Here is a 24,244-nt window from a genome sequence, read left to right on the forward strand (position 1 = left end):
GCAAGGGGCGGCGTCGAGGCGGAAGCGTTCGACGGGGAACATTGCAGCAACACGCGTTTTCAACTATGGGTAGATCACCACAACCGCATGGAGGGAAACATGGCGCGCAATCCTGTCGCCGGGAGCGGGCTGATGATCGCGGGGGTCCTGATGCTGCTGGGGCCCGGCGCGTGTGACAATGCGGGTTCGGCCGTCGAGACGCGCGACCGGACCGCGGACCTGACACGGCCCGCCGGAGAGGATGGGCCCGGCGTGCCCACACAGGCCGACCGCCCCGCACCGCAACGCCCGCCGATAACCACCAACCGTCGTGAGACCGTGGACGCCAAGGTCGAACGCCTGTTCCAGCGCAACGGGGCAGCGTTCGGGGCCCGGTCGTCCGCGGACTATCTCGCCAAGATGCGGGCCTTCGTCGACCATCCGCCAGGCACGGTTGAAACGGTCCGGCGGCCGAATGGCGATGTGCTCTATTATGAGGCGGCGACCAATACCTTCGCCGTCGCGGCGCGCGATGGTACGCCGCGTACCATGTTCAAGCCGGACGACGGTGTGCGCTACTGGGCCGAGCAAAAGGCGCGGGCACCGGACTTTGGCCGGTCCCGCCCGGCGGGCGCGCCCTAGCCGGCGTCGTCGGTTCCGCTCTCGCCCAGTTCCCGGACCAGCTCCAGCACCAGCTTCTGGTGCCGGGTGGACAGCCGGGGGGCCAGACGCGACACCTCGATCGTGTAGCGGGTTGCCGGGAAGTCGTGGTCGAAGGCGGGAGCCCCGCCTTCACCGACGCCGGCCCCGGCCTGGTTCAGACCTTCGAAAAAGTAACCGATGTCGACCTTGAAGAAGCGCGCGATATCCCAGAGCTTCGAGGCCGAGATGCGGTTCGCGCCCTTTTCGTATTTCTGGATCTGCTGGAAGGTGAGCCCAAGAGCCCGCCCGAGGTCACTCTGGTTGTAGCCCAGGCTGATCCGTTTTTCGCAGACTCTCCGGCCAACATGCCGATCTACCGGATGGGGACCATCCTCGCCGCCGCCTCTTGCCATCGCCAAACCCAGCGCCTTCTTTTCTGTTCGGTTGTCCTGCAATGCGCCCACAGCAGCAGAATGTCACCTTAAAACAGAGAAACCATCATGCCTACTCGGTAGTGTTCCGGTGCTGGCGGCCGGGTCGAAAAGCCACGAGGGCCAGGCTGGCGACCACCGCCAACCAGAACAGCAGATCGCCAAACCGGCCGTACAGGGTGATCGCCGCAGGTTGTGCCAGCCGGACGTCAATGACCCCGCTTTCACCGGGATCCAGCCGCGCGTTGTCGACGATACGGCCCCATGGATCGATCATCGCCGACACGCCGGTCGGGGTGGCCCGGACCACGGGAAGGCCGGTCTCGATGGCCCGGTAGCTGGCCAGATTGAGATGCTGCAGCGGTCCGGACGTGCGACCGAACCAGGCGTCGTTCGACACATTGACGATCCAGCCCGGCCGTCCCTGCACGCCCGGCGTGAATCCGGGATAGAGGCTTTCGTAGCAGATCAGCGGCTGGGCCGGCGGGGCCCCGGGCACGGCGATCGGGGCCGGAACCGGGCCCGCGCTGAAGTCGGCGGGCACGTGCACCAGGCTGCGAATCCCCAACCGGCTCATCAACCGACCCATCGGCAGGTATTCCCCGAAAGGTACCAGACGGTGCTTGTCGTAGATTCCGGTGATCCGCAGCCCGGTGTCACCCTCGTCATGCAGGACGAACAGGCTGTTGAAGTAGCGCGCCCCGCCTTCGGCCGTGGCATCGGCCTCGCCGCGGCCGAGGCCGACCAGCAGGGTCTGGCCGGGTCGGAGCGCCCGGGCGATGGCCACCCCGTCGGGCGCGCCGGCCGCGAAGACATCATTGGCCGTGGCCGGCAGGGCCCCCTCGGGCCAGATCACCACATCCGGAACCCGGTCACCGGGTCGGGCCGTCAGAGTCACATAGCGGTCAACGATCCCCTGATAGGCTTCCGGCGTCCATTTGGACTCCTGCGGCACATCGGCCTGGACGATCCGCACCAGGGTATCGGTGAACAGCAGCCGGGCCTGGGACAGATGAACCGCGCCGCCCACCCACAGGGCGGCCAGCACCGTCACGCCGGTCGCGACGCCGGCGATCCGGGTCCGGCGGGGTTCCGGACCGCGTACCAGGCCGAGGGCCGACACCGCGGCGACCGTGACGAAGCCGAGACCATAGACCCCGGCGACGGCGGCGAACTGGGACATGGCCGAGCCCGCCTTCCAGCTGGCCCCGGCCGGATTCCAGGGAAAACCCGTCAGGACGTGGCCACGCAGCCACTCCAGCAGGGCGAAACAGGCGGCGAACACCAGCACACGGTGGACACCGGCGGGGGCGATCCGGCGATACAGCACCGTGGCCGTGCCCCAGAACAGGCCCAGACCCATCGGCAGGAGACTGGCCGCAAACGGGGCCATCCAGGCCTGGTCCGGATTGACCAGAAAGGCCTCGGCCACCCACCAGCAGCCGATGAAGAAATAGGCGAAGCCGGCGAGCCAGCCCATCCAGAAGGCACCGCGCGCCGTGGTCGAACGTTCCGCCAGCAGCATCAGCAGCGGATAGCCGAGCAGGCCGGGCAGGACACCGAACGGTGGATGGGCCAGCGCCGTCCCCGCTCCGGCCAGCAGCGCCAGGCCGATACGGACCCAGCGCAGGATCAGGCTGTGGCGCGGGTGGGTCGGATCAAGCTTGAGCATCGGACCTGTATGGGTCGGCGACCCCGAGGCTGGCAAGGATCGTCCGCTCCTCGGCCTCCATCGCCTCGGCCTCGACCTCGTCTTCATGGTCCCGACCCAGCAGATGCAGCACCCCGTGCACCACGAGATGGCTCAGATGGTCGGCCAGGGTCTTGCCCTGGGCCTCGGCCTCGGCCCGGCAGACGCCCGAGGCCAGGGCGATGTCGCCCAGCAGGTCCCCGGCCCCCTCGGCGGCCGGAAAGGACAGGACATTGGTCGGCGCGTCCTTGCCCCGGAACCGCGCATTCAGATCGCGCACACCGGCGTCATCGGTCAGCAGCACCACCACCTCGCCCTCGACCCGCCCCAGGGCGGCCCTGGCGGCACGTTCGACCACGCCGGACAGGTCCGCACCGACGGCGGACCAGCCGTCGGCGTCGTCCTCGACGATCTCGATCATCGGCTCACACGCTCCTCAAGGTCCGGCCGCGGCCGCTCATGGGCCGCATCGGCGTCATAGGCGCGCACGATCCGCTCGACCATGGCGTGGCGGACCACGTCCTGGGCCTCGAATTCCAGCACCCCGACACCCTTCACATCGCGCAGGATGCGCAGGGCGTGGGCCAGGCCGGAATCGCGCGGGTTCAGCAGGTCGATCTGGCTGGGGTCGCCGGTCACCACCATCCGGGCCCCCTCCCCCAGGCGGGTCAGGACCATCTTCATCTGCAGACGCGAGGTATTCTGGGCCTCGTCGACGATGACGAAGGCATGGCTGAGCGTGCGCCCGCGCATGAAGGCGATGGGCGCGGCCTCGATCTCGCCCTTGTCGCGGCGGCGCTGCACGTCCTCGGGGCCGAGGATGTCGTTCAGCGCCTCCCAGATCGGGGCCAGATAGGGGTCGACCTTCTCGTTCAGATCGCCGGGCAGGAAGCCCAGCTTTTCGCCGGCCTCGACCGCCGGGCGGGTGATGACCAGACGATCGACCTGGCCCCGGCGCAGCAGGGAGGCCCCATAGGCGGCCGCCAGGAAGGTCTTGCCCGTCCCGGCCGGACCGACGCCGAAGCTGAGCTCGCAGCGGGCGAGGATTTCGAGATAGCGGGCCTGGGCATTGGTCTTGGGCACGATGGCCCCGCGCCGGCCGACCGGCAGGGCCATGGGGTCGGCGCTGACCCCGCCGCCACGGACCGTCCCCATGATCGCGCGCACGTCAGCCTCGGTGACCTCGGCCCCCTTGTCGGCCCGCTTGGCCAGGGATTCGATCACCTGCCGGGCATTGGCGCGGTCGCGGGCCGAGCCGTTGATCGACACCCCGCCGCCGGGGGCCTCGACCAGCACCTTGAAGGCGTCCTCAATCAGGGCGACGTGGCGGCTGTTGGGGCCGATGACGGCCCGCAGGGCCCGGTCATCAAGGGTCAGGAACTCGGACTCACGCGCCATCAGGCCGCCTTCTGCTGAATGATGCGACCCGCCAGACTGTTCTGCGAAGCGCTTTCGATCTCCACGGCAACGATCTGGCCGAGCAGATGCTCCCCGTTTTCGACATGAACCGACTGGAGATAGGGCGAGCGACCGATGGCCTGGCCCGGATTGCGGCCCTTGCGTTCGAACAGGACCGACAGGGTCTTGCCGGCCTGGGACGCATTGAACGCGGTCTGTTGCTCGAACAGCAGGGCCTGCAGCGCATGCAGCCGTTCGCGGGCGACGGCGTCCGGCACCTGGGCGGCCATGGCGGCGGCGGGCGTGCCCGGGCGCGGCGAATACATGAAGGAAAAGGCCGAGGCGTAGTTGACCTGCCGCACCAGGGTCAGGGTGTCCTCGAAATCCCGGTCGGTCTCGCCGGGGAAGCCGACGATGAAGTCCCCGGAAATGGCGATGTCGGGCCGCACCGCGCGGATCCGGTCAATCACATCGAGATAGGTCTTCGGGCCATGCTTGCGGTTCATCAGCCGCAGGATGCGATCCGAGCCGGACTGCACCGGCAGGTGCAGATAGGGCATCAACGCGTCCAGCTCGCCGTGGGCGGCGATCAGGTCTTCGCTCATGTCATTGGGGTGGCTGGTCGTGTAGCGCAGCCGGTCCAGACCGGGGATGTCGGCCAGGGCATGGGCCAGACGCGCCAGGGTCGAGGGCGCGCCGTCCGGTCCCGCACCGTTGAAGGCGTTGACGTTCTGGCCCAGCAGCGTGATCTCGCGCACGCCCCGTTCGACCAGGGCCCGGGCCTCGGTCAGGATGTCCCCCACGGGCCGTGACCATTCCGCCCCGCGCGTATAGGGCACGACGCAGAAGGTGCAGAATTTGTCGCAGCCTTCCTGCACCGTCAGGAAGGCGGTCGGGCCGGTGATGCCGCGCGGTCCGATACGTTCGGACGTCATGGCGTCGAACTTGGCATGGGGCGCGAAATCGGCACCGATCCGCTCGCCCCGCGCCCGCGCCGTGCGGGTCAGCAGCTCCGGCAGCTGGTGATAGGCCTGCGGCCCGACCACCAGATCGACCGCCGGCTGGCGGCGCATGATTTCCTCGCCCTCGGCCTGGGCGACACAGCCGGCCACCGCGATCGTCATCGAGTTCGTCCCGTTCCGCGCCCGGGCGTCCTTCAATTCCCTCAGCTTGCCCAGCTCGGAATAGACCTTTTCGGCCGCCTTCTCGCGGATATGGCAGGTATTGAGAATGACGAAATCGGCGTCCTCGGCGGTGTCGGTCGCCTGATAGCCGAGCGGGCGCAGCACATCGGCCATGCGCTCGGAGTCATAGACGTTCATCTGGCAACCGTAGGTCTTGATGAACAGGCGTTTGGGCGCGGGGCCTGCGTCGTCGGCGACCGGTGGCGAACCTTGGGCTTCAATCATGGGTCGGCTTTTAAAGCCCCCGTGCGGTTCGCGCCATGCCCCCGGTGGCGACGACGGCGGTCCGGGACCGGGCCGGGTCAACCGGGGTCGTCGGTGTCCGTCCGCGTGGCCCGCCGGTTGAAGATCAGGCCCTCGCGATCCGACGGCGCCGCGCCATCGATCGGCTTGCCATAGAGCTCAAGCTTGTGCCCGATCAGTTCAAAGCCGAGCCGTTCGGCGATTTCGGTCTTCAGCCGTTCGATCTCGGCGTCGAAGAACTCGATGACCTCACCCGTCTTGGCGTCGATCAGATGATCGTGATGATCATCCCCGGCTTCCTCATAGCGCGACCGCCCGTCGCCGAAATCGTGCTTCTCGACCACCCCGGCCTCTTCGAACAGCCGGACGGTGCGATAGACGGTGGCGATCGAGATGTGCGGGTCGATCGAGGAGGCCCGACGGTACAGTTCTTCCACGTCGGGATGATCGTCGGCATTTGACAGCACCCGCGCGATGACGCGCCGTTGCTCGGTCATGCGCATGCCGCGGTCAGCGCAGAGTTTCTCGATCCGGTCCATGGGGAGGGAAGATAGGCAGCCGATCAGCCTATGGGAAGCGGTCCCGGCAAGTTCAGACTCAGAAGCAGGGCGTCGACCGGCGGGGCCCCGGCCCGGCTATAGTAGCGGGGCCGACGGCCGACGGCCTCAAACCCGACCCGCCGGTACAGGGCCCGCGCGGCGACATTGTCCTCGGCCACCTCGAGGAACAGGCGTCCCGCTCCGGCCGCAGCGGCTGTCGACGCCGCCTCGCGGATCAGTCGGCCCCCCTGCCCCCGTCCCCGTGCCGCCGGGCGCACGGCCAGGGTCAGGATCTCGGCCTCGTCGGCCACGACCCGGATCAGGACGAAGCCGTCCGGCCCCGTAATGGCCGTCACGCCCGGCTGGGTCAGCAGATCGGCGAAGGTCGCTGCGGTCCAGCCCCGGTCAAAACCCGTCCCGTGCAGGGCGGCCAGGGCCTCGGGGTCCGGGGGCGCGACCCTCACGACCTTGCCTGGACCCGGGGCTGGCCGGGCAGCCGCGTCGGCGGGGTCGCGTCGGGCGCGCGCAGATACTGGGGTTCCGGCGGGGCCCGGCGAGGGTCCGCGGCAACCACCAGCCGGGCCAGGGCCTCGGGAGCCGGGCCCGGCAGATCGACGACCACGGCCCCGGGGACGGCGTCTGACAACAGGGGAGCCCCCGAACCGACGAGGGTGATGTCCGGTGCGAGGGCGGCGATCCGGGCCGCCGCCGCCGCGAGGGACAGGGCTTCGGCCGGGCCCGCCGCGACCCCGTCGCACCACAACCGGGCATAGACCTGACCGCGTCGGGCATCGATCAGGGCGGCGACAGCCCCAGGTGCCCGCGCGTCCGGAGCGATCGAGGCCGCCAGGGCGTCCAGGGTCGAGATGCCGACGACCGGACGCCCCAGCGCGGCCCCGAATCCCTGGGCAAAGGCCAGGCCGACGCGCAGGCCGGTGAAGGAACCCGGCCCCGTGGTGACCCCGATCCGGTCGAGGCCATCGAAACCGGTTCCGGCCTCGGCCATCACATCGCGAACGAAACCCGCCAGCCGTTCCTGGTGTCCCTTGAACATCGGCTCCGACCGAACGGCCAGGGCTGTTTCGCCCTCAAACACGGCCGCCGTGCACAGCGAGAGGGCGGTATCAATCAGCAGCACCCTCACCGGGACGCGCCCTGATCCGGCGTCAGCCACGGCGCGCCAGTGCCGCCACGACCCGCGCTATCGCGCGTCGCACCCGAACGTCCTCGATTCGGGGAAAGGCCGTCGCCAGCACCCGCCCCTCGCTCGAGGCCTGCAGCCGTTTCACCTTCCCCAGCCAGTCGGGCGCATCCGGCCCCTCGCCGCTGGTGTCGACCGGGGGGAACAGCGCGCCGACCGATGTGCCCAGAACCGTGGCGATCCGGTGCAGGCGCGAGGCCGAGATCCGGTTGGCACCGGTCTCGTATTTCTGAACCTGCTGGAAGCTGACGCCCAATTCTTCGGCCAGGGCCGTCTGCGACAGGCCCATCGCCGATCGCCTGAGACTGATCCGCGCCCCGACATAGGCGTCGATGCTGTTTCCCGACCGGATGCCCATCCGCCGATTCCCCTGGCTGAACCGGACCGAAAGGTTTCATGAAACCGGACGAAATGCAACGATTGTGTTTCATTCAGTGTTCCAGCCTGGCCACGACGGCGGCGACCTCACGGACGGTCGACCGGGGGATCCGTTCCTCGACCCCAAGGCCGGACGGCCCGCCATGGACCACCAGGGCCTCGGCGTCGGCCCGGTCATAGAGCCGAATCCGGGTCTCGCCGTCGTTCATATGAATGACACAGCCCTGGTCGCGGCGCGGCCAGCGTCCGGGTTCATACACCAGCACCACACCGGAGGCTGCCCAGGGCCTGAGATCGTCATTGGACAGCTGCAGGCGGGGCAGGGCCGCCGTCTCGGTGTCAGCACTGCGGCTGAACGCGCGCGGTCGCGCCTCAAGGCCGGATGGCTCCGGTTCGGGCAGCGGCTGAACCACGCATTGTCGCTCGAGATCCTCGACCGTGGCGTCGATCGCCGCCGTCAGGCGACGTTGCACGTCCGGGCGGAACAGACCGGGCCGGCGACCGGCCTCATACAGCCCCCAGCCCTGGCTGGTCATGCCCATCCGGGCCCCGGCCTCGGCCTGACTCAGACCCCGGTCCCGGCGGAGAGTCGCGAGCGCTTCGCCCAGACGACGGGCGGCAGGATCCAGTTCAAAACGCGGCATCGCACAAACATGCCATCGTCTCCGCAGCGTGGCGAGGACGAAAACGTTTCACTGAATGGTGAAGGCCGGTCGCTAGAGAACCTGTTCGACCCGGGTCACCTCGGGAACATAGTGTTTCATCATCTGCTCGACCCCCGCCTTGAGGGTGGCCGAGGATGACGGACAGCCGGCACAGGCACCGCGCATGCGCAGGGACAGGACCCCCGACTCCGGATCAAAGGCGTCGAACAGGATGTCCCCCCCGTCCTGGGCGACGGCCGGCCGCACCCGACTGTCGAGCAGGGCCTTGATCTCGGCCACGACTTCACTGTCATCCTCGGCGTGCCCGTCGGCAGCCGGGGACTCGTCGCGCATCAGCGACGCACCGGACACGAAATGATCCATGATGGCCGCCAGTACCGGTGCCTTGATCATCGTCCATTCGTAAGTCGGGTGGCGGGTGACCGACACATAGTCCGCGCCGAAGAAGACCCCCGTCACCCCTTCGAGCTGGAACAGGGCCTCCGCCAGGGGCGATGCCGTCGCGGCGTCGATCGACAGAAACTCCTGCACCCCGGCGGTCGCCACGTCGCGACCCGGCAGGAATTTCAGCACATTCGGATTCGGCGTCGTCTCGGTCTGGATGAACATGGGCCTCAGATGCGCCCCGCCTGCCCCGGTTTCAAGCCCGGCGTACGCGACACGTTGCCCCTCCGCCCCTGGCCGGTCCCCGTCAACCGAGGTCTTCGATCTCGGCCTCGGTCAGCTCACCCGGGACAATGGTGACGGGCAGTTTGCGTCCACCGAACGCCGCGCCCTGCTTGAGCACGGCCGTGACCAGGGGGCCCGGCCCCCTCGCCCCGGACCCGGCCGCGAGGACGAGGATCTTGATCTCGGGGTCGTCACGAACGACCTTGTGAATGGCGTCCTGGGCGTCACCCTCCTCGATCAGGAACAAGGGCTGGGCCCCCGAGCGTTCAGCCGCCTCCTCGCCAAGACGATTCAGCAGGGCTTCCGCCTCGGACCGTAATTCACGTTGAATTTCATCCCGCACCCCGGACCAGTGAGCGTCGGAACCTGTCGGCAGGACCCGCAGCAGGGCGACCCGCCCCCCCGTCGAGCGGGCCCGCCGCGCGGCGTAGCGCAGCGCGGCATCGAACTCCGGACTGTCGTCGACGACGACCAGAAACTTGCGGGGCAAGGGCATTCCTTTCGGACGCTGTCGATCCCCCGGCTCTGGTCCGGGGTTCGGCAAGAAGCGGCCCCCGGCCTGGGCCGGGGGCCGTTTCGGATTCAGGTCGCCGTGGCCGCAACCTCACGAATGGCACCATTGGCAATGGTCAATTTGGCGAAGGTCCAGCCCGTTCCCGAGGTCTCGATTTCGTCGACCGAGGCGCGCACCCCCTCGACAATCCTGAGCCGGGGACCGATCCAGGCGTCGACCGCCTGCTCGGCGGCGGCCTCGCTCTCGCCCACCGACTTGTCGGCGGACCGGGCCACAGCGCGGGTCAGAACCATCTGTTCGGTCATCAGGTCCTCGATCAGTCGGCGCACGGCCAGGCGATCGAAATGATCGACCGACGGCACGGCACCGGCCGCGGCGCGCAACCGGTCAAAATCGAAGGCCGCGCCGACCTGATGGTAGAGCATGGCCATTTCCGGCTCCGGCCAGCCCGCCTCGCGGGCCAGGTCCCCGATATCGGAGGTGGCGACCAGCGGACGAAGGAGGGCGACGGCCCGGGCCATCTTGACCGGGACCCCCAGGGCGATGAACGACTGCACACGCTTTTCCAGCCGGTCCTGTTCGAAATGGGACAGGACCGCCCCGCCCCGGGCCCGAAGGGCATCGGCAGCCGGCCGGTAGGCGGCGATCAGGCTGTCGACCGTCATCCCGTCCCGGGCCGCACGTCGGGCCAGCCAGAAGGTCTGGCGGCGCAACACGGTGGCGATCTCGCGATAGAGAACCGTCTGGGCCTCGGCCGGAATCTTCAGGTCCAAGCCCGACACCGCATCCCAGGCCTCATCGAGACGGAAGACCCGACGGGCGGCCTCGAAGGCGATGACCATCGCGGTGGTGTCGCATTCGGCGCTGAGCCTCAGCCGTTCCGGGAAGGTCGGCCCGGCCATGTTGACGATCTCGTTCGACAGCACCGTCGCCACGATCTCGCGATGCAGGCGGTGGCGTTTCATGTCGGCTTCGAATTTCGCCAGCGGCTTCGGGAAGTAGCGGACCAGGGTCTCTTCAAAGAAGGGATCCTCGGGCGCAGCCGAGGCGACGATGTCGTCGAACAGTTCGATCTTGGAATAGGCGGTCAGGACCGCCAGTTCGGGCCGGGTCAGAGCCTGGCCCGCGGCCTTCATCTCGGCCAGCTTCAGATCATCGGGCAGGCCCTCGACCTTGCGGTCCAGCTTGCCCTTGGCCCCCAGCCACAGCATGAAGCGCTGCTGCGCGTCCAGCGCGCCGCCGCCCTCGGCCTGCTGCAGCGAAAGCGCCAGGGTCTGGTCGTAGTTGTGCGCCAGCACCTTGAGGCCGACTTCGTCGGTCATCGAGGCCAGCAAGGCGTTTCGCTTCTCGGCCTTGAGCGCGCCCGAGGCGATGGCCGCCCCGGTCAGGATCTTGATGTTGACCTCGTGGTCCGAGCTGTCGACGCCGGCGGAGTTGTCGATGGCGTCCGTGTTGATGCGACCGCCGCTGTGGGCAAAGGCGATACGGCCGGCCTGGGTCACGCCCAGGTTGGCACCCTCGCCGATGACCTTGGCGCGAACCTCGGCACCATCCACCCGGATCGCGTCATTGGCCTTGTCGCCGACCTGGGTGTCGGTCTCGTGCGGGGCCTTCACATAGGTGCCGATGCCACCGAAATAGAGCAGCTCTGCCGGGGCGCGGAGGATGGCCTTCATCAGCGAGGCCGGATCTAGAACCGTATCCTCGATATCGAGGGCCGCCCGGATTTCCGGCGACAGATCGATCGATTTGGCCGAGCGGGAAAAGACCCCGCCACCCTTCGAGATAATCGACTTGTCGTAGTCCTGCCACGAGGTGCGGGGCAGTTTGAACAGCCGGTCGCGCTCGATCCAGGATGTGGCCGGATCCGGATTCGGATCGATGAAGATGTCGCGATGGTCAAAGGCGGCGACAATCCGCGTCGCCCTGGACAGCAGCATGCCGTTGCCGAACACATCGCCCGACATGTCGCCGACACCGACCACGGTAAAGGGCTCGGTCTGGATGTCCTTGCCCATTTCGCGGAAGTGGCGCTTGACCGCCTCCCACGTCCCGCGGGCGGTAATGCCCATGACCTTGTGGTCGTAGCCGACCGAGCCACCACTGGCGAAGGCGTCATCCAGCCAGAAACCGTAGGCGGCGGAGATACCGTTGGCGATGTCGGAAAACGTGGCCGTGCCCTTGTCGGCGGCGACGACCAGATAGGGGTCGTCGTCTTCCCAGGCGACCGTATTGGCCGGACGGATCACCGCCCCGTCAGCGGCGATGTTGTCGGTGATGTCGAGCAGCCCCGACAGAAAGGTCGTGTAGGCGCGGATCGCCTCGGCCTGGATCGCATCGCGATCGCCGCCCTTGGGCAGGCATTTCGGATAGAATCCGCCCTTGGACCCGACCGGCACGATGACGGCGTTCTTGACCTGCTGGGCCTTGACCAGGCCCAGCACCTCGGTGCGGAAGTCATCACGGCGGTCCGACCAGCGCAGGCCACCGCGCGCCACCGGGCCGAAACGCAGGTGCACGCCCTCGACATTGGGGGCCCAGACGAAGATTTCGCGGAAGGGCTTGGGCTTGGGCAGGTCCTCGAGTTCGCGCGAGGCGATCTTGATCGAGATATGCGGTGCCGGCTGGCCGTCCGGGCCGACCTGGAAATAGTTGGTGCGCTTGACGGCGTCCACCAGCAGGGCAATCCGGCGCAGGGCCCGGTCATCGTCCAGGCTGCGCACATCCTGCAGCAGACGGATGATCTTGCCGTTCAGCGCATCGACCTGGGCCTGACGACTGGCGACATCGCCGAGCGCCGGATCGAATTTGGCCTTGAACAGGGACAGGATGGCGCGGGCGACCTCCGGGTACTCGCGCAGGGCCTCCTCCTGGACCGCCTGACTGGGGTCCAGACCGGTCTGCTGGCGATAGCGGGCCAGGGTGCGCATCAGCGCCGCCTCACGCCAGTCAACGCCCAGTTCCAGAACCAGACGGTTGAAGCCGTCACTCTCGGTGCGGCCGGACCAGACAGCGGAGAACGCCTGCTCAAACGGGACCCGGACGTCGTCGAAGGTCAGGCTGTCGCCGCGCGGGTCCTCGAGCAGGAATTCGTGGATATGGATGGGGTCGTCACCGGCCGGTCGAATGGCATTGCCCCATTCCTCGAGGGCCTTCAGCCCCATGTCGGCCAGAATCGGCAGTACGTCGGACAGCGGCACGGCCGAGCCACGCCGGTAGAGTTTGAAGCGGAAATGCAGCGAGGTGTCGGTCGCCGTCCTGAAGGCCCGAACCGCAACCGGCTCGCCCCCGTCGACCAGGCCTGAGCGATTCAGGCAATCGAACGCCTGAAGGTCCTCGACCGCCTCGGTGGCATTGTACCGGTCCCGATAGCCGGCCCCGAAGGCGTCGGCCCATTTGCCGCTGACCGGACCGACCGAAACCTCGTCGAATCCGGCGACGCGGACCGCGCGCTCGAACCGGTCGATCCAGCTGCGCCCGGCCTCGGCGACGGCGATTTCAAGAGCATCCATGTCCGGAGTCGGATGATCTCCCGCCGTGACGCCGATGATGTAGTGAATCCGCACCAGCGGCTGATCCGACAGTTGCGGATACCAGGCCGACAGACGCCCGCCCCAGGCATTGGCCAGAATCCGCCCGATGCGCTCGCGGACGCTGGCGTCGAAACGCTCACGCGGAATAAAGGCCAGGACCGACACGAACCGGTCAAAGGGATCGTTGCGGGTGAAAATCTTGATCCGCGGGCGGTCGTAGAGGTGGAGAATGCCGTTGGCGATCTCCAGCAGCTCGTCCTCGCGGATCTGGAACAGCTCATCCCGGGGATAGTTCTCGAGAATATTGCGGAGACGCTTTTCATTATGGCTGCCGGGGGCCTTGCCGGCGCGGGCCAGGGCGTTGGTGACCTTGCGGCGCACCAGCGGGACCTGGGACGCCGTGCGGTCATAGGCCTCGGCCGTGAACAGGCCGACAAACCGGGTTTCGCCCGAGGGCCGGCCGTCGGCCCCGTAACGCTTGACCCCGACATAATCCATGTAGGCCCGGCGATGGACCCGCGAGCGGATATTGGCCTTGGCCACGGTCACCGGTTCGGACAGGTCCAGCTGGCGCTTCATCGACTTGGTCAGCACGGCCGGCTCGTTGGCGCGGCGCAGGACGGTCCGCTCCGGGTCGCTGAGAACGCCGAGGCCCTCGCCGGACTGACTCAGCGGGGCTTCGGCCTCGTAGCCGCCGCTCGCGGTGCGCGGATAGTCATAATCGCGCGCGCCGAGGAAAACGAAATGATCGTCATTCAGCCAGCTCAGAAAGGCCAGGTTCTCCTCGACGACCGCCGGATCGACCCCGGCGGGGCAGGCCTCCAGATGGGCGATCGAGCGCGCCATCAGGGCATTCATCGCGCCGTGGTCGACGACCGCGGCCCGCACATCGGCAAGCGACTGGGCCAGGCCGTCGCCGAGGGCGTCGCGACGCTCCTGCGGCAGGGGATCGATGACGACGATGATCATCGATTCGCGGGCCGCCTTGTCGCCCGGACGGGCTGTCTCGACGACCGGATGGAACAGGCCGCGGACGGTGACGCCAACCTCGGCGAGCTCACCCATCACGCTGTCGACCAGGAACGGCCGGTCATCCTGAATGATCTGCACCACATCACAGCCGGTCGACCGCCCGCCGGCACCGGCGAGCGGTCCGATCGTGATCTGGGCCGGGTCACCGGACCTGCGGTTCAGCGCCGACTGCCAGACGGTGGCCAGCACGACGGTGAAGTCCTCGACGGCGATTTCCGGGGTCTCGTCGGCCGCGTAGTCGTCGAAAGCCTGCTGCAGATAGGACTGTTCGGCCGTGTCCAGCGTGCGCCGGCCCAGGGCCTTTGCGAAGCTCTTGCCCAACGCCTCCAGCGTGATCGCTTGAGAAGACGCGGTAGGGGCTTCGCCGGACATGGGCAGGGTCTCTCTCAGCACGGCACAGGGCCGCTCACGGGTTGTTCGAGCCAGACACTAGAGTGGTTTCGGGCCCGGAGGAAACAACTCCGTTCGCGGCACGCCAGCGCTGCTGCTGACTAGGCGAACGGCGGCGCGCGGGAAAGGCCCAAAAGCGTCATTGGCGCGACCGTGGCAGGACCGCCACGCCTTCCGTCCGGCCAGGCGGCCGACACACGAACAAGGCCGCCGGACTTGCGTCCGGCGGCCTGCTCAGGGTCGACGCCAGGAGGGGAGCAGCGTCAACCACCGGGCACCGCGGCTTGGGGGGAGGGGGCCGCGGCGTCCATTCAAAGATGGGATCGCATTGGGGCGCTGCAAGGGCGAGTCAGGCCTCCGCAGCATCCGGAGGGCGTGGCGTCTTGACGCGGACGGATGGCGTCTCTCCGGACCCCGACTTGTCGACATAGGGCTCGCCGTCTCCCGACAGCAGGATGGCCATCCAGCGCGTGCCCTTGAACTCGGCCAGGATCGCCATGGCCATCACCGCCAGCGGCGTCGACAGGAACATGCCGACCACGCCCCAGAGCTGGCCCCACAGGGCCAGGGACAGCAGCACCACAACCGGATCGATGTTCTGGTTGTCACCCTGCATCCGCGGCTGGATCATGTTGCCGACCACGAACAGGATCGCCTGCAGGCCGATCAGCAGGATCAGGGCCGGCCAGTAGCCGGGGAACTGGACCAGGGCGAAGATCGGCGGGGCCAGGCCGGCGATGGCCCCGCCCAGAACCGGAATGAAGCCGACGATGAAGATGACGAAGGTCCAGAATTCGGCGTTCTGCAGACCGACCGCCCGCATCAGCAGCCAGGCGGCGGCGCAGATCATGGCGCCGGTCACCGTCTGAACCCAGAGATAGCCCTCGACCCCGCCACGGACGCGCTGGAACACATCGATCGCCTCGAACCGCGCGGCGCGCTCCGGGAACATATTGACCAGCTTGCGTCGAAACCCGTCCTGCGACGCGATCAGGAAGCCGAGATAGACCATCACGAAAATGGCCCCCACCACCACGCCCTGCGCCTGGCGCGCCACCATGGCGATGTAGCGGGACAGGTCGACCCGCGCGATCAACTCGCTCGCCGTCGGGGGCGAGTGCTGGCCGAACAGCCGGTAGACGTCGGCCAGGATCTGGTCCAGGCGCGGCCCGAGCAGCACCGCGTCATCCGACGCCTGGTCGAAGAAGCCGCGCGCGCCGTAGACGATGATGGCGATCGCCCCGAGAAAGCCGAGGATCACCACAACCAGCGCCGCGATCCCGGCCCAACGCTCAGTCAGCAGGGTTCGATGTTCGATGAACCGTTTCACCCCGTCGATCATGATCAGCAGGAAGATGGCCATGGCCAGGGGGGTCAGTATGCCGCGCAGCCAGTAGAGGGCGGCACCGGCGGCGACCGCCGCCAGCAGCACGAGGGCGTTACGCGAGACCGCGGAAGCGGGGACGGCATGGGCGGTTTTCATGACCTTCCTTGTCGAAGCGTGGGCCGCCGACGTCAATCGGCATTGTCCGGATCGTACGCTTCACTAAGCTGGACCGACCCCAGATATGGAGACTCCCATGGCCGACTCCGGCTCAGACGGCCTGTTCCTCGGCCATTCGACCGAACGCGAGGCGCTGCTGTTCAACCGCGTCAATCGTCACGGCGTGGTGGCCGGAGCCACGGGCACGGGCAAGACGGTGACCCTGCAGATCATGGCCCAGGGCTTTTCCGACGCCGGGATCCCCGTATTCTGCGCCGATGTGAAGGGCGATCTGTCGGGGATCAGCCAGCCGGGCACGCCGAACGACAAGCTGCTGGCGCGGGCCGCGGGCATGGACCTGACGCTGAAATCGGCGGCCGCCCCGACGGTGTTCTGGGACCTGTACGGGGAGAAGGGCCATCCGGTCCGGGCCACGGTCAGCGAGATCGGACCCCTGCTGCTGGCGCGGATGCTGGACCTGAACGACGTCCAGGAAGGGGTGCTGGCGGTGGTCTTCCACGTCGCCGACAAGGAGGGCCTGCTGCTGCTGGACCTCGACGACCTGCGCAGCCTGCTGACCTATGTGGCCGAGAACGCCCAGACCATCGGCCGCGAGGTGGGCAATGTGGCCCCGGCCTCGATCGCCGCGATCCAGCGCAGCCTGCTGCAGCTGGAGCAGCAGGGCGGCAAGGCCTTCTTCGGCGAGCCGGCCCTGCGGCTGGAGGACATGATCCGCACCGGGCTGGACGGCCGCGGCCAGGTCAATGTGCTGGCGGCCGACCGGCTGATGTCCAGCCCGCGCCTGTATGCCGCCTTCCTGCTGTGGCTGATGTCGGAGCTGTTCGAACAGCTGCCCGAGATCGGGGATCCGGACAAGCCGCGCCTCGTCTTCTTCTTCGATGAGGCCCACCTGCTGTTCAACGACGCGCCCAGGGCCCTGCAGGAGAAGGTCGAACAGGTCGTGCGGCTGATCCGCTCCAAGGGGGTCGGGGTCTATTTCGTCACCCAGAACCCGGCCGACATCCCGGACAGCGTGCTGGGCCAACTGGGCAATCGCATCCAGCATGCGCTGCGGGCCTATACGCCGGCCGACCAGCGCGGGTTGAAGGCGGCCTCCCAGAGCTTCCGGCCCAATCCGGCCTTCGACACGGCCGAGGCCATCCAGAGCCTGGGGGTCGGCGAGGCCCTGGTCTCGACCCTGAACGAGAAGGGAGCTCCGAAGGTGGTGGCCCGCACCCTGATCCGGCCGCCGGATTCACGCCTGGGACCGGCGACCGAGGCCGAACGGGCCGCCGTGATGGCCCGAAGCCCGGTCCGCGGGGTCTATGACCAGGTGGTCGACCGCGAGTCGGCCGAGGAGATCCTGACCGCCCGCTATGCCGCCGAGGACAGGATCGAGGCCGAGGCCGCCGCAGAGGAGGCCGAGGCCAGGGCCGAAGACGCCGCCGAAAAGGCCGCAGACAAGGCCGAAGCCGCTGCCGCCAAGGCGGAAAGGGCCCGGGCCCGCTCGGCACCGCGCGCGGCCCCCAGGGCCCGGCGCTCGACCCGTCAGACGCCGATGGAGGCCCTGACCAAGTCGGTGCTGCGCCAGGCGGGGTCGACCCTGACCCGCGAACTGCTGCGCGGCGTCCTGGGCAGTTTGAAGCGACGCTAGGCCGGACGGAGGGCGGGGCGACTGTTGCAGGCGGTGGCCAGAGCGGGCCCGGAGCCCGGTCTTGTCCTCCCGGACCTCCGGATTACCGGTCCGCGGAGTCCCCGTCCGGACGGGGGATCAGACGCCACATGCGCAGCGGGTGACGCACGGCGCCGGCCTCGGCCCCGGCGGACTCACCCCGGCCCATATAAAGGTCGGCGCGAACCGGGCCCCGGATGGCGGATCCGGTGTCCAGCGCCATTGCCGCCCCCTGATAGCTGCCACGCGCCCCGGGCAGATTGCCGCCGTCGGCGCTGAGCCAGACCAGATCACCGTAGCGCCAGTGGGCCGGGTCGACTGCGATGGCGCGACGGGCGGGCAGGGGGATGCCGGCCGCCCCGGCCGGGTCGCCGCCGTCGTCCGGATCGATCCGGAAGAAGATGTAGCGGGGATTGAGGGCCATGACCGCGCGCGCCTCGGCCCCGCGATGGGCGGCCAGCCAGCCGCGGATGGCGTCCCCGGAGGTGCCGTTCTGCGGCAGCAGGCCGTCCCGGGCCATCGGCCGGGCAATGCCGACGAACGGAGCCCCGTTGTCACCGGCATAGGCCAGCCGGGCCCGGCCTCCGTCGGCGAAGGTCAGATAGCCCGACCCCTGGATCTGCAGGAAGAACAGGTCCTCGGCCCGCATCCAGGCCAGCGGGGCGACCGGCGGCATCGCCTCGATCAGCGCGCGCGAAGGATAGGGACCGGTCGAGCCGTCGGCCCGTCTCTGCAGCGTCTGGCCGTCCCGGCGCACGAGATCGGCGGGCACGGCCAGGGCCGGGGCATCGAATTCCGCATCCGGCTGGCGCCGGGCAGGATACTCCGGCGCGAAATAGGCGGTCAGCAGGCCGGGCCCGCCGTCATCGGTCCGGGCCGGCACGGCAATGAAGCCGGCCTCGAGAAAGGTGCGCGCATCGGACGGGGACACGGTGCCGAGCGCCAGGGTCCGGGCCCGGGCGCACAGGCTCCGGGCGTCGAGGTCCCGGGCGACGCCACAGCCCGTGCGCCAGGCCCTGAACACCGCCAGATGATCTTCGTGGTCCCAGCCGGGCAGAATGGTCAGGGGCCGGCCGACCGGAGCCGGACGGGGAGCGTCGTCCCTGACGGCCGGGGCCGCCGGCTCCGGCAGCGGGTCCGGTATCACCGGAACGGGAACGGGAACGAGCGCGGGCTCAGGCGCGGCTACGGGGGGGGTAGCGCAGGCTGACAGGGCCAGGACCGCAACCAGGGCTGCGACCGTCGCCGTCGTCCGCCGGGCCCCCACGCCGCGGTCGCTCACGCGCTGGCGGGTTCGACCCGGGCCAGCACCCAGTTCGGATCATCAGCCCCGAGGGCGCGTTCGAAGGTCCAGTGTTCGGCGGTGCGCCGTTCCTCGACCCGTTCCTCGCCACCGGCCGGAGTCAGGCGATTGCGAAGCTCGGCAAGGAAGCGGACCTTGGCCACGGCCCGGTCGCCCTCGACGGTGGCCAGCTCCAGGTCGGCACGCGGCGGATGCAGGAATTCGGCCTGTTCGACATCGCCACGGGCTTCACGCGCCGAGATACCCGCCTCGAACGACTGCATGACCGGTTCGGTGAGCAGGGGTTTGAGGGTTTCCCGATCCCCCGCCGCATAGGCGCGGACGATCGATTCATGCGCCTGGCGCGCCCCCTCGAGGAATCGCGCCGGATCAAAGCCCGGCTCGCGGGCCTTGAGGCCTGAAATGGCGACCAGGGCCGCGGCTTCGAGGGCCGGCGACCGCGCGCCGGCGTCCGGGGCATTGGCTGTCGCCGGGACGGCCCCGACCTTGGGCAGGGCCCGGGCATTGTCCTCGGGCTGCCGCCCGATCTTCTTGCCCAGCACATTGTAGAGCTGGAACAGCACGAACAGGGCAACCACGGCGGCGGCGATAAGCAGATATGGGACCGGCACAGGGTATCCTTGGTCTGGCCCCCCGGAAAAACCCCCGGCGGGCACGGAAACTGACGATTAGGGGCTGATATGGGGTGTTGCAAGGCGGGTCGCACCCCCATCCCCTGTCGTCGACCGCCTTGAACGGAAATTCTCCCACGGTGTGCGGCGTTGCCGCCGGGGGTCCGGCCGTGCTAACCGGCGCGCCTTCACCCGCAGGCTGAACCGCCTGTTCCGGCTTTCCCGTTCGAGACCACGGCGACCTGTCCATGACCGATTCCACACCTCCTTCCGACACCCCGGATCCCAAGGCCGCACCGGGCAACGGGGCACAGAGCGGGGGTGCGCCGGGCCCCGGATTCCGCATCCTGGCCCAGTATGTGCGTGACCTGTCGTTCGAAAACCCCAAGGCGCCTGACAGCCTGCGCGTCGAGGGCAAGCCGGCCATCGACCTGGGAGTCGAGATGAATGCCCAGGGTCGGGCCGACGGTCTGTTCGAGGTCGATCTCAAACTGTCGATCAAGGCCACGACCGATGCCATGCCGGTCTTCCAGGTCGAACTGCTGTACGGCGGTCTGTTCGCCCTGCAGGGTGTCACGGAAGACGAGATCGAGCCGCTGCTGCTGACCGAATGCCCGCGCTACCTGTTCCCGTTCGCCCGCGAGATCATCGCCCGGGCCACGGCGGACGGTGGCTTCTATCCGCCCTTCATGATGGACCCGATCGATTTCGCCGCCATCTATGCCGCGCGCAAGGAAGAGGTGGCCCGCGGGGCCCCGACCGCACCGGTCGGCCAGGCCTAAAGGTTTCGTCCCATGACCGCGAAAGGGGCGTCCGTCAGTCGGCGGACGCCTTTTTCATGTCCAGACCATAGCCGGCCCACAGCGACTGGTCCTTCAGCATGGTGGCGAGAAAGTCCCGGTGTGCCGCCCGTTCGTCCGGGTTCGAGCGCGGGGCCAGCGGCCGCGGCCGGGGGGCATGACCGCCCGAGGCCATGAACGCCGCCGTGGTCGCCGCTGCCCCGCCGCGCGTGCTGAGGTCAAGAACCCGCTCCTTGCCGCCCTTCAGCTCCAGATAGACCTCGGCCAGCAGGCGGGCGTCGATCAGCGCCCCGTGCAGCGAGCGCTCGGCCAGCGAAATCTTGAAACGTCGGCACAGGGCGTCGAGCGAATTGCCCATGCCGGGAAAGCGCGTCTGGGCCAGTTTCAGGGTGTCGATCCAGCGATCCTCGGGCAGGACGGCCTGACCACACAGGGTCATCTCGTGATTGATGAAGCCGCGGTCGAAGGCGGCATTGTGGGCGATGACCGGGGCGTCGCCGAGGAATTCCATCAGATCGGCGGTGATCTCGCGGAATTTCGGAGCGTCCTTCACCTGGGCGTCGGTGATGCCGTGGACCCGGATGGCGTCGGGGTCGATCAGACGCTCGGGATGGACCAGCCGGTGAAAGGTACGGCCGGTCGGCAGCAGATCCTCGATCTCGATACAGCCGACCTCAATCAGCCGGTGACCCTGACGGGGATCCAGTCCGGTGGTTTCGGTGTCGAGAACGATTTCGCGGGCCATGCGCCCTTAATGGGGCGGTTCGGCCCGGTCCGGAAGACCCTGTCGGGGCAGCATCCAGTGCGGATCGAGGACTGTCCCCACGATTTCCGCCACCCGACGTCGGGCCGCGTCGAGTCCCTGGCCGGTATCGACGAGAAAGTCGGCGCGGCGGCGCTTTTCGGCGTCCGGCATCTGACGGGCGAGGATGGCCTCCAGCCGTTCGGCCGTCATACCGGGCCGGGCCAGCACCCGGCGACGCTGGATATCGGCGTCGGCGGTGACCACGACCACGGCGTCCACGGTGGCGTCGCCGCCGGTCTCGTACAGCAGGGGAATGTCGAGCACGGCCAGATTCACCCCGCGCGCCTCGGCCGCCGCCAGGGCCTCCAGCCGCCCGGCCAGCACCAGGGGATGGACGATCGCCTCCAGCCGGGCGAAGGCCGCGGGATCCTGCCCCAGGACCCCGGCCAGTCGGGCCCGGTCCACGGCCCCGTCGACGACCACGCCGGGAAAGGCCGCGCCCACCGGGTCCACGGCGGCCCCGCCGGGGGCATAGAGGGCGTGCACCGCGTCGTCGGCGTTCCACACCAGGGCCCCGGCCTCGGCAAACATCTGCGCCGTGGTCGACTTGCCCATGCCGATCGACCCGGTCAGGCCCAGGATGATCATGGATCAATCTCGCCGAGGGCGGCCAGGGCGCGACCCCGGATATCGATGTCGGGCGGCGCGATTCCGAACAGGGCCGTGAACGAGGGCCGGGCCTGGCCGATCAACATGGCCAGACCGTCGACGGCGGTCAGGCCGCGGGCGCCGGCAGCGGCGAGGAAGGGCGTGATCACCGGGCGGTAGGTCATGTCCAGAACCACGGCGTCGCGGCGCAGGGCCGACAGATCGATCTCCGGCGGCACACTCAGGGCATTGACCACCAGGGCCGCCGTGCCGAGCGCCGCCGGACCGGCGATCGCGGCCTTGAGATCGGCGGCGAGGCTCTCGGCCCGGGCCACGGTCCGGTTCAGCACCCCCACCCGGGCCCCCGCGACCGTCAGCACCGCGACCGCCGCCCGGGCGGCCCCCCCGGCCCCGAGCACCACCACGGCCTTGTCACGCACATCGAGCCCCGGGGCCTGTTCCGCCAGGGCCGCCATCAGGCCGGTGCCGTCGGTGCTGTCGGCATGAACGAGACCGCGTTCGAACCGCAGCAGATTGGCCGAGCCACAGGCCCAGGCCACCGGGCTGACCGCGTCGGCCAGCGCGAGGGCCTGCTGCTTGAACGGTGCCGTGACGTTGAGACCGCGCAATTCGCCGGCGCGACCGCGCGCGACCAGGGCCGCGAATTCGATCGCATCGGCCGGCCCGTACGGATGGTAGACGGCGTCCAGGCCGGCGGCCTCGATCCACGCCCCGTGGATCAACGGGCTGAGCGAGTGCACAATCGGCTGGCCGGCGACCCCGGCGACCAGGGTCATCGGGCCAGCACGCCGACGCGGCGCAATTCCGCCAGCACCGGCCACAGGGGCAGGCCGAGCACGGTGAAATAGTCCCCGTCGACGGACTCGAACAGCTGTGACCCCGGCCCCTCGAGCCGGTAGGCACCGACACAGGCCAGCAGCGCCTCACCCTCGGCACCCAGATAGGCGTCGAGGAAGGCGTCGGAAAAGTCGCGCATGACCAGGGTGGCGGTATCGACCCCGGACCAGACCAGCTGGCCGTCGTGAGCCAGGGCGGCGCCGGAATGGAGCTGGTGGCTGCGACCGCGCATCGTGGCCAGGCGGGTCCGGGCCGCATCCAGCGACGGGGCCTTGGACACCAGGCCGCCGTCGAAGGCCAGGGTCTGATCGGCTCCCAGCACCCAGGCCCCGGCATCGTGGCGCGACACGTCCAGCGCCTTGGCCCGGGCCAGTTCCAGCGCCAGTTCGGCCGGACCGACCTGGGTCAGGCCGGCCTTGAGCGCCGCCTCGTCGACATCGGCGGGACGGATCGTGAAGGGCACGCCGGCCCCGGTCAGCATGTCGCGGCGCGCCGCGCTGCCCGAGGCCAGCACCAGACGCTCGCCCGGCGCGCCGGTCACCAGCTGGCTCCGACCCGGCGGGTGCGGCGCTCGCTGACCAGATTGATGACGGCCGCGGCCGTTTCCTCGATCGAGCGGCGGGTGACGTCGATCACCGGCCAGCCGCGTCGTTCGAAGGCCCGGCGGGCCTTGACCGTCTCGTCGCGCACCGCGTTGTGATCGACATAGGCCGAGGCCCGCTGGGCATTGAGGCCCTCGAGCCGGTTCTTGCGGATCTGGACCAGCCGGTCGGGCGAGACGGTCAGGCCGATGACCAGGGGGTTTTTCAGGGCGACCAGCCGTTCCCCGTCCTCCTGGCCCGGGATCAGCGGCACATTGGCGGCGCGGATGCCACGGTGGGCCAGATAGATGCAGGTCGGGGTCTTGGAGGTGCGACTCACGCCACAGAGCACGACATCCGCGCTTTCCAGCTGTTCGGTCGTGCCCTGGCCGTCGTCGTGGGCCATGGCGAAATCCAGCGCCGAAATCCGGTTGAAATAGTCATTGTCCAGCGTGTGCTGGGCCCCGACCCGGGTCGACAGGGCCGCGCCGAGATAGCGGGACAGGGCCCCGACCAGCGGATCGAGGGCCCCGATCTGCGGCATGTCGAGGTGCCGGCAGCCGGTCTCGAGCTGTTCACGCAACTCCCGGTCGACGATGGTGTGCAGCACCACGCCGGGCGCTGACGCCATTTCCTCCAGCACCCGCTCCATCTGTCGTGGCGACCGCACCAGGGCATAGATGTGCTCGATCGGAATGACCCCGTCGAACCGGGCGGTCACCGCCTTGGCCATGGCGTTCAGGGTCTCACCGGTGGAGTCCGAGACCAGGTGAACATGGAAATAGGTGGCCAGGCGGGCACTTCCCGGGATGCGGGCGGGCGTCATCGGGGCGGGCTCATCGAATAAGGCTCATGGAACCGAAGACTCCTGGGGACGAAGGCGGGCGCCGATCAGGGACGACGGCCGCCGGCGGGGCACGGTTCTCTATAGCCGGACCCGACCGGAGCGGCGAGCGGGGATGAGCCGGGACGAACCGCCCGGCCCGGCGGCACTCCATCCCCGGCCTCCGCAGCCCGGGCCGCCCTGCTGGGGACAGGCTTAACAAACTCTTAAC

General features: G+C 68.9%; 24 protein-coding genes. 3 read left to right on the top strand and 21 right to left on the bottom strand.

Annotated features, from left to right (window positions below; translation table 11 throughout):
• The first annotated feature begins 99 nt into the window (after positions 1 to 99).
• Complete coding sequence (locus AACZ75_RS08650) at positions 100 to 621, top strand: S-type pyocin family protein (RefSeq protein ID WP_339872442.1); 522 nt, start codon at positions 100 to 102, stop codon at positions 619 to 621.
• Here AACZ75_RS08650 and AACZ75_RS08655 read toward each other — a convergent pair.
• The 14 genes from AACZ75_RS08655 to AACZ75_RS08720 form a co-directional block, all read right to left on the bottom strand.
• Positions 618 to 1,034 (bottom strand): helix-turn-helix transcriptional regulator, encoded by a 417-nt coding sequence (locus tag AACZ75_RS08655; RefSeq protein WP_339872639.1) that lies wholly within the window; start codon positions 1,032 to 1,034, stop codon positions 618 to 620. The genes AACZ75_RS08650 and AACZ75_RS08655 overlap by 4 nt on opposite strands.
• Positions 1,035 to 1,125: 91 nt before the next feature.
• A complete protein-coding gene (gene lnt, locus AACZ75_RS08660; RefSeq protein ID WP_339872443.1) occupies positions 1,126 to 2,724 on the bottom strand; it encodes an apolipoprotein N-acyltransferase in 1,599 nt (532 codons plus the stop codon).
• Positions 2,711 to 3,163 (bottom strand): rRNA maturation RNase YbeY, encoded by a 453-nt coding sequence (gene ybeY, locus AACZ75_RS08665; protein WP_339872445.1) that lies wholly within the window; start codon positions 3,161 to 3,163, stop codon positions 2,711 to 2,713. The genes lnt and ybeY overlap by 14 nt, the downstream gene beginning before the upstream one ends.
• Positions 3,160 to 4,140, bottom strand: a complete 981-nt coding sequence (locus AACZ75_RS08670) for a PhoH family protein (RefSeq protein WP_339872446.1) — start codon at positions 4,138 to 4,140, stop codon at positions 3,160 to 3,162. The genes ybeY and AACZ75_RS08670 overlap by 4 nt, the downstream gene beginning before the upstream one ends.
• Complete coding sequence (gene miaB / locus AACZ75_RS08675; protein ID WP_339872447.1) at positions 4,140 to 5,549, bottom strand: tRNA (N6-isopentenyl adenosine(37)-C2)-methylthiotransferase MiaB; 1,410 nt, start codon at positions 5,547 to 5,549, stop codon at positions 4,140 to 4,142. Before miaB ends, AACZ75_RS08670 begins: the two co-directional genes overlap by 1 nt.
• A 77-nt stretch (positions 5,550 to 5,626) precedes the next feature.
• Positions 5,627 to 6,070: a Fur family transcriptional regulator gene (locus AACZ75_RS08680; RefSeq protein ID WP_339872448.1), complete on the bottom strand. Its 444-nt coding sequence runs from the start codon at positions 6,068 to 6,070 to the stop codon at positions 5,627 to 5,629.
• 59 nt (positions 6,071 to 6,129) lie between these two features.
• Positions 6,130 to 6,570 (bottom strand): GNAT family N-acetyltransferase, encoded by a 441-nt coding sequence (locus AACZ75_RS08685; protein WP_339872450.1) that lies wholly within the window; start codon positions 6,568 to 6,570, stop codon positions 6,130 to 6,132.
• Positions 6,567 to 7,250, bottom strand: a complete 684-nt coding sequence (gene tsaB, locus AACZ75_RS08690; protein ID WP_339872451.1) for a tRNA (adenosine(37)-N6)-threonylcarbamoyltransferase complex dimerization subunit type 1 TsaB — start codon at positions 7,248 to 7,250, stop codon at positions 6,567 to 6,569. Before tsaB ends, AACZ75_RS08685 begins: the two co-directional genes overlap by 4 nt.
• A gap of 22 nt (positions 7,251 to 7,272) precedes the next feature.
• Entirely contained in the window at positions 7,273 to 7,665 is a 393-nt protein-coding gene (locus tag AACZ75_RS08695; protein ID WP_339872452.1) for a helix-turn-helix transcriptional regulator, read from the bottom strand.
• A 73-nt stretch (positions 7,666 to 7,738) separates the two neighbouring features.
• A complete protein-coding gene (locus AACZ75_RS08700; RefSeq protein WP_339872453.1) occupies positions 7,739 to 8,329 on the bottom strand; it encodes a helix-turn-helix transcriptional regulator in 591 nt (196 codons plus the stop codon).
• Between the two features lie 72 nt (positions 8,330 to 8,401).
• Positions 8,402 to 8,959, bottom strand: coding sequence for a NifU family protein (locus AACZ75_RS08705; RefSeq protein ID WP_339872454.1), 558 nt, complete (start codon positions 8,957 to 8,959; stop codon positions 8,402 to 8,404).
• 82 nt (positions 8,960 to 9,041) lie between these two features.
• Entirely contained in the window at positions 9,042 to 9,515 is a 474-nt protein-coding gene (locus AACZ75_RS08710) for a universal stress protein (protein WP_339872455.1), read from the bottom strand.
• Positions 9,516 to 9,601: 86 nt separating this feature from the next.
• Entirely contained in the window at positions 9,602 to 14,470 is a 4,869-nt protein-coding gene (locus AACZ75_RS08715) for an NAD-glutamate dehydrogenase (RefSeq protein ID WP_339872456.1), read from the bottom strand.
• 367 nt (positions 14,471 to 14,837) lie between these two features.
• Positions 14,838 to 15,971, bottom strand: coding sequence for an AI-2E family transporter (locus AACZ75_RS08720; RefSeq protein ID WP_339872457.1), 1,134 nt, complete (start codon positions 15,969 to 15,971; stop codon positions 14,838 to 14,840).
• A gap of 97 nt (positions 15,972 to 16,068) precedes the next feature.
• On the opposite strand from AACZ75_RS08720, the gene AACZ75_RS08725 reads away from it, so the two are divergent.
• A complete protein-coding gene (locus tag AACZ75_RS08725; RefSeq protein WP_339872458.1) occupies positions 16,069 to 17,625 on the top strand; it encodes a helicase HerA-like domain-containing protein in 1,557 nt (518 codons plus the stop codon).
• A gap of 82 nt (positions 17,626 to 17,707) precedes the next feature.
• Here the strand turns inward: AACZ75_RS08725 and AACZ75_RS08730 are convergent, their stop codons facing one another.
• Both AACZ75_RS08730 and timA read right to left on the bottom strand, forming a co-directional pair.
• Positions 17,708 to 18,790 carry an MltA domain-containing protein gene (locus AACZ75_RS08730; RefSeq protein ID WP_339872459.1) on the bottom strand — a complete coding sequence of 361 codons (1,083 nt, stop codon included), beginning with the start codon at positions 18,788 to 18,790 and terminating at the stop codon, positions 17,708 to 17,710.
• A 131-nt stretch (positions 18,791 to 18,921) separates the two neighbouring features.
• Positions 18,922 to 19,557 (bottom strand): TIM44-related membrane protein TimA, encoded by a 636-nt coding sequence (gene timA / locus AACZ75_RS08735; RefSeq protein WP_339872460.1) that lies wholly within the window; start codon positions 19,555 to 19,557, stop codon positions 18,922 to 18,924.
• Positions 19,558 to 19,805: 248 nt separating this feature from the next.
• Between timA and secB the strand changes: the two genes are divergently transcribed.
• On the top strand, positions 19,806 to 20,339 hold the full coding sequence (gene secB / locus AACZ75_RS08740) for a protein-export chaperone SecB (RefSeq protein ID WP_339872461.1): 534 nt from the start codon (positions 19,806 to 19,808) through the stop codon (positions 20,337 to 20,339).
• Between the two features lie 34 nt (positions 20,340 to 20,373).
• Here secB and dnaQ read toward each other — a convergent pair whose 3' ends face one another.
• The 5 genes from dnaQ to AACZ75_RS08765 are packed head-to-tail and all read right to left on the bottom strand — an operon-like array spanning position 20,374 to position 24,015.
• Positions 20,374 to 21,102, bottom strand: coding sequence for a DNA polymerase III subunit epsilon (dnaQ, locus tag AACZ75_RS08745; RefSeq protein WP_339872462.1), 729 nt, complete (start codon positions 21,100 to 21,102; stop codon positions 20,374 to 20,376).
• 6 nt (positions 21,103 to 21,108) lie between these two features.
• Positions 21,109 to 21,750 carry a dephospho-CoA kinase gene (gene coaE, locus AACZ75_RS08750; protein WP_339872463.1) on the bottom strand — a complete coding sequence of 214 codons (642 nt, stop codon included), beginning with the start codon at positions 21,748 to 21,750 and terminating at the stop codon, positions 21,109 to 21,111.
• Positions 21,747 to 22,547: a shikimate dehydrogenase gene (locus AACZ75_RS08755; protein WP_339872464.1), complete on the bottom strand. Its 801-nt coding sequence runs from the start codon at positions 22,545 to 22,547 to the stop codon at positions 21,747 to 21,749. The genes coaE and AACZ75_RS08755 overlap by 4 nt, the downstream gene beginning before the upstream one ends.
• A complete protein-coding gene (locus AACZ75_RS08760; RefSeq protein WP_339872465.1) occupies positions 22,544 to 23,149 on the bottom strand; it encodes a Maf family protein in 606 nt (201 codons plus the stop codon). Before AACZ75_RS08760 ends, AACZ75_RS08755 begins: the two co-directional genes overlap by 4 nt.
• Complete coding sequence (locus AACZ75_RS08765; protein WP_339872467.1) at positions 23,146 to 24,015, bottom strand: pyruvate, water dikinase regulatory protein; 870 nt, start codon at positions 24,013 to 24,015, stop codon at positions 23,146 to 23,148. Before AACZ75_RS08765 ends, AACZ75_RS08760 begins: the two co-directional genes overlap by 4 nt.
• Positions 24,016 to 24,244: the final 229 nt, after the last annotated feature.

It is taken from the genome of uncultured Brevundimonas sp. (assembly GCF_963975535.1).
In the GTDB taxonomy this organism is placed as follows: Bacteria; Pseudomonadota; Alphaproteobacteria; order Caulobacterales; family Caulobacteraceae; genus Brevundimonas.

Bases quoted from the DNA above. Each gene is read 5' to 3' on its own strand.
- AACZ75_RS08650 (WP_339872442.1), top strand. From the start codon at position 100: ATGGCGCGCAATCCTGTCGCCGGGAGCGGGCTGATGATCGCGGGGGTC.
- AACZ75_RS08655 (WP_339872639.1), bottom strand. From the start codon at position 1,034: ATGGCAAGAGGCGGCGGCGAGGATGGTCCCCATCCGGTAGATCGGCAT.
- lnt (WP_339872443.1), bottom strand. From the start codon at position 2,724: ATGCTCAAGCTTGATCCGACCCACCCGCGCCACAGCCTGATCCTGCGC.
- ybeY (WP_339872445.1), bottom strand. From the start codon at position 3,163: ATGATCGAGATCGTCGAGGACGACGCCGACGGCTGGTCCGCCGTCGGT.
- AACZ75_RS08670 (WP_339872446.1), bottom strand. From the start codon at position 4,140: ATGGCGCGTGAGTCCGAGTTCCTGACCCTTGATGACCGGGCCCTGCGG.
- miaB (WP_339872447.1), bottom strand. From the start codon at position 5,549: ATGATTGAAGCCCAAGGTTCGCCACCGGTCGCCGACGACGCAGGCCCC.
- AACZ75_RS08680 (WP_339872448.1), bottom strand. From the start codon at position 6,070: ATGCGCATGACCGAGCAACGGCGCGTCATCGCGCGGGTGCTGTCAAAT.
- AACZ75_RS08695 (WP_339872452.1), bottom strand. From the start codon at position 7,665: ATGGGCATCCGGTCGGGAAACAGCATCGACGCCTATGTCGGGGCGCGG.
- AACZ75_RS08700 (WP_339872453.1), bottom strand. From the start codon at position 8,329: ATGCCGCGTTTTGAACTGGATCCTGCCGCCCGTCGTCTGGGCGAAGCG.
- AACZ75_RS08705 (WP_339872454.1), bottom strand. From the start codon at position 8,959: ATGTTCATCCAGACCGAGACGACGCCGAATCCGAATGTGCTGAAATTC.
- AACZ75_RS08710 (WP_339872455.1), bottom strand. From the start codon at position 9,515: ATGCCCTTGCCCCGCAAGTTTCTGGTCGTCGTCGACGACAGTCCGGAG.
- AACZ75_RS08715 (WP_339872456.1), bottom strand. From the start codon at position 14,470: ATGTCCGGCGAAGCCCCTACCGCGTCTTCTCAAGCGATCACGCTGGAG.
- AACZ75_RS08720 (WP_339872457.1), bottom strand. From the start codon at position 15,971: ATGAAAACCGCCCATGCCGTCCCCGCTTCCGCGGTCTCGCGTAACGCC.
- AACZ75_RS08725 (WP_339872458.1), top strand. From the start codon at position 16,069: ATGGCCGACTCCGGCTCAGACGGCCTGTTCCTCGGCCATTCGACCGAA.
- secB (WP_339872461.1), top strand. From the start codon at position 19,806: ATGACCGATTCCACACCTCCTTCCGACACCCCGGATCCCAAGGCCGCA.
- dnaQ (WP_339872462.1), bottom strand. From the start codon at position 21,102: ATGGCCCGCGAAATCGTTCTCGACACCGAAACCACCGGACTGGATCCC.
- coaE (WP_339872463.1), bottom strand. From the start codon at position 21,750: ATGATCATCCTGGGCCTGACCGGGTCGATCGGCATGGGCAAGTCGACC.
- AACZ75_RS08755 (WP_339872464.1), bottom strand. From the start codon at position 22,547: ATGACCCTGGTCGCCGGGGTCGCCGGCCAGCCGATTGTGCACTCGCTC.
- AACZ75_RS08765 (WP_339872467.1), bottom strand. From the start codon at position 24,015: ATGACGCCCGCCCGCATCCCGGGAAGTGCCCGCCTGGCCACCTATTTC.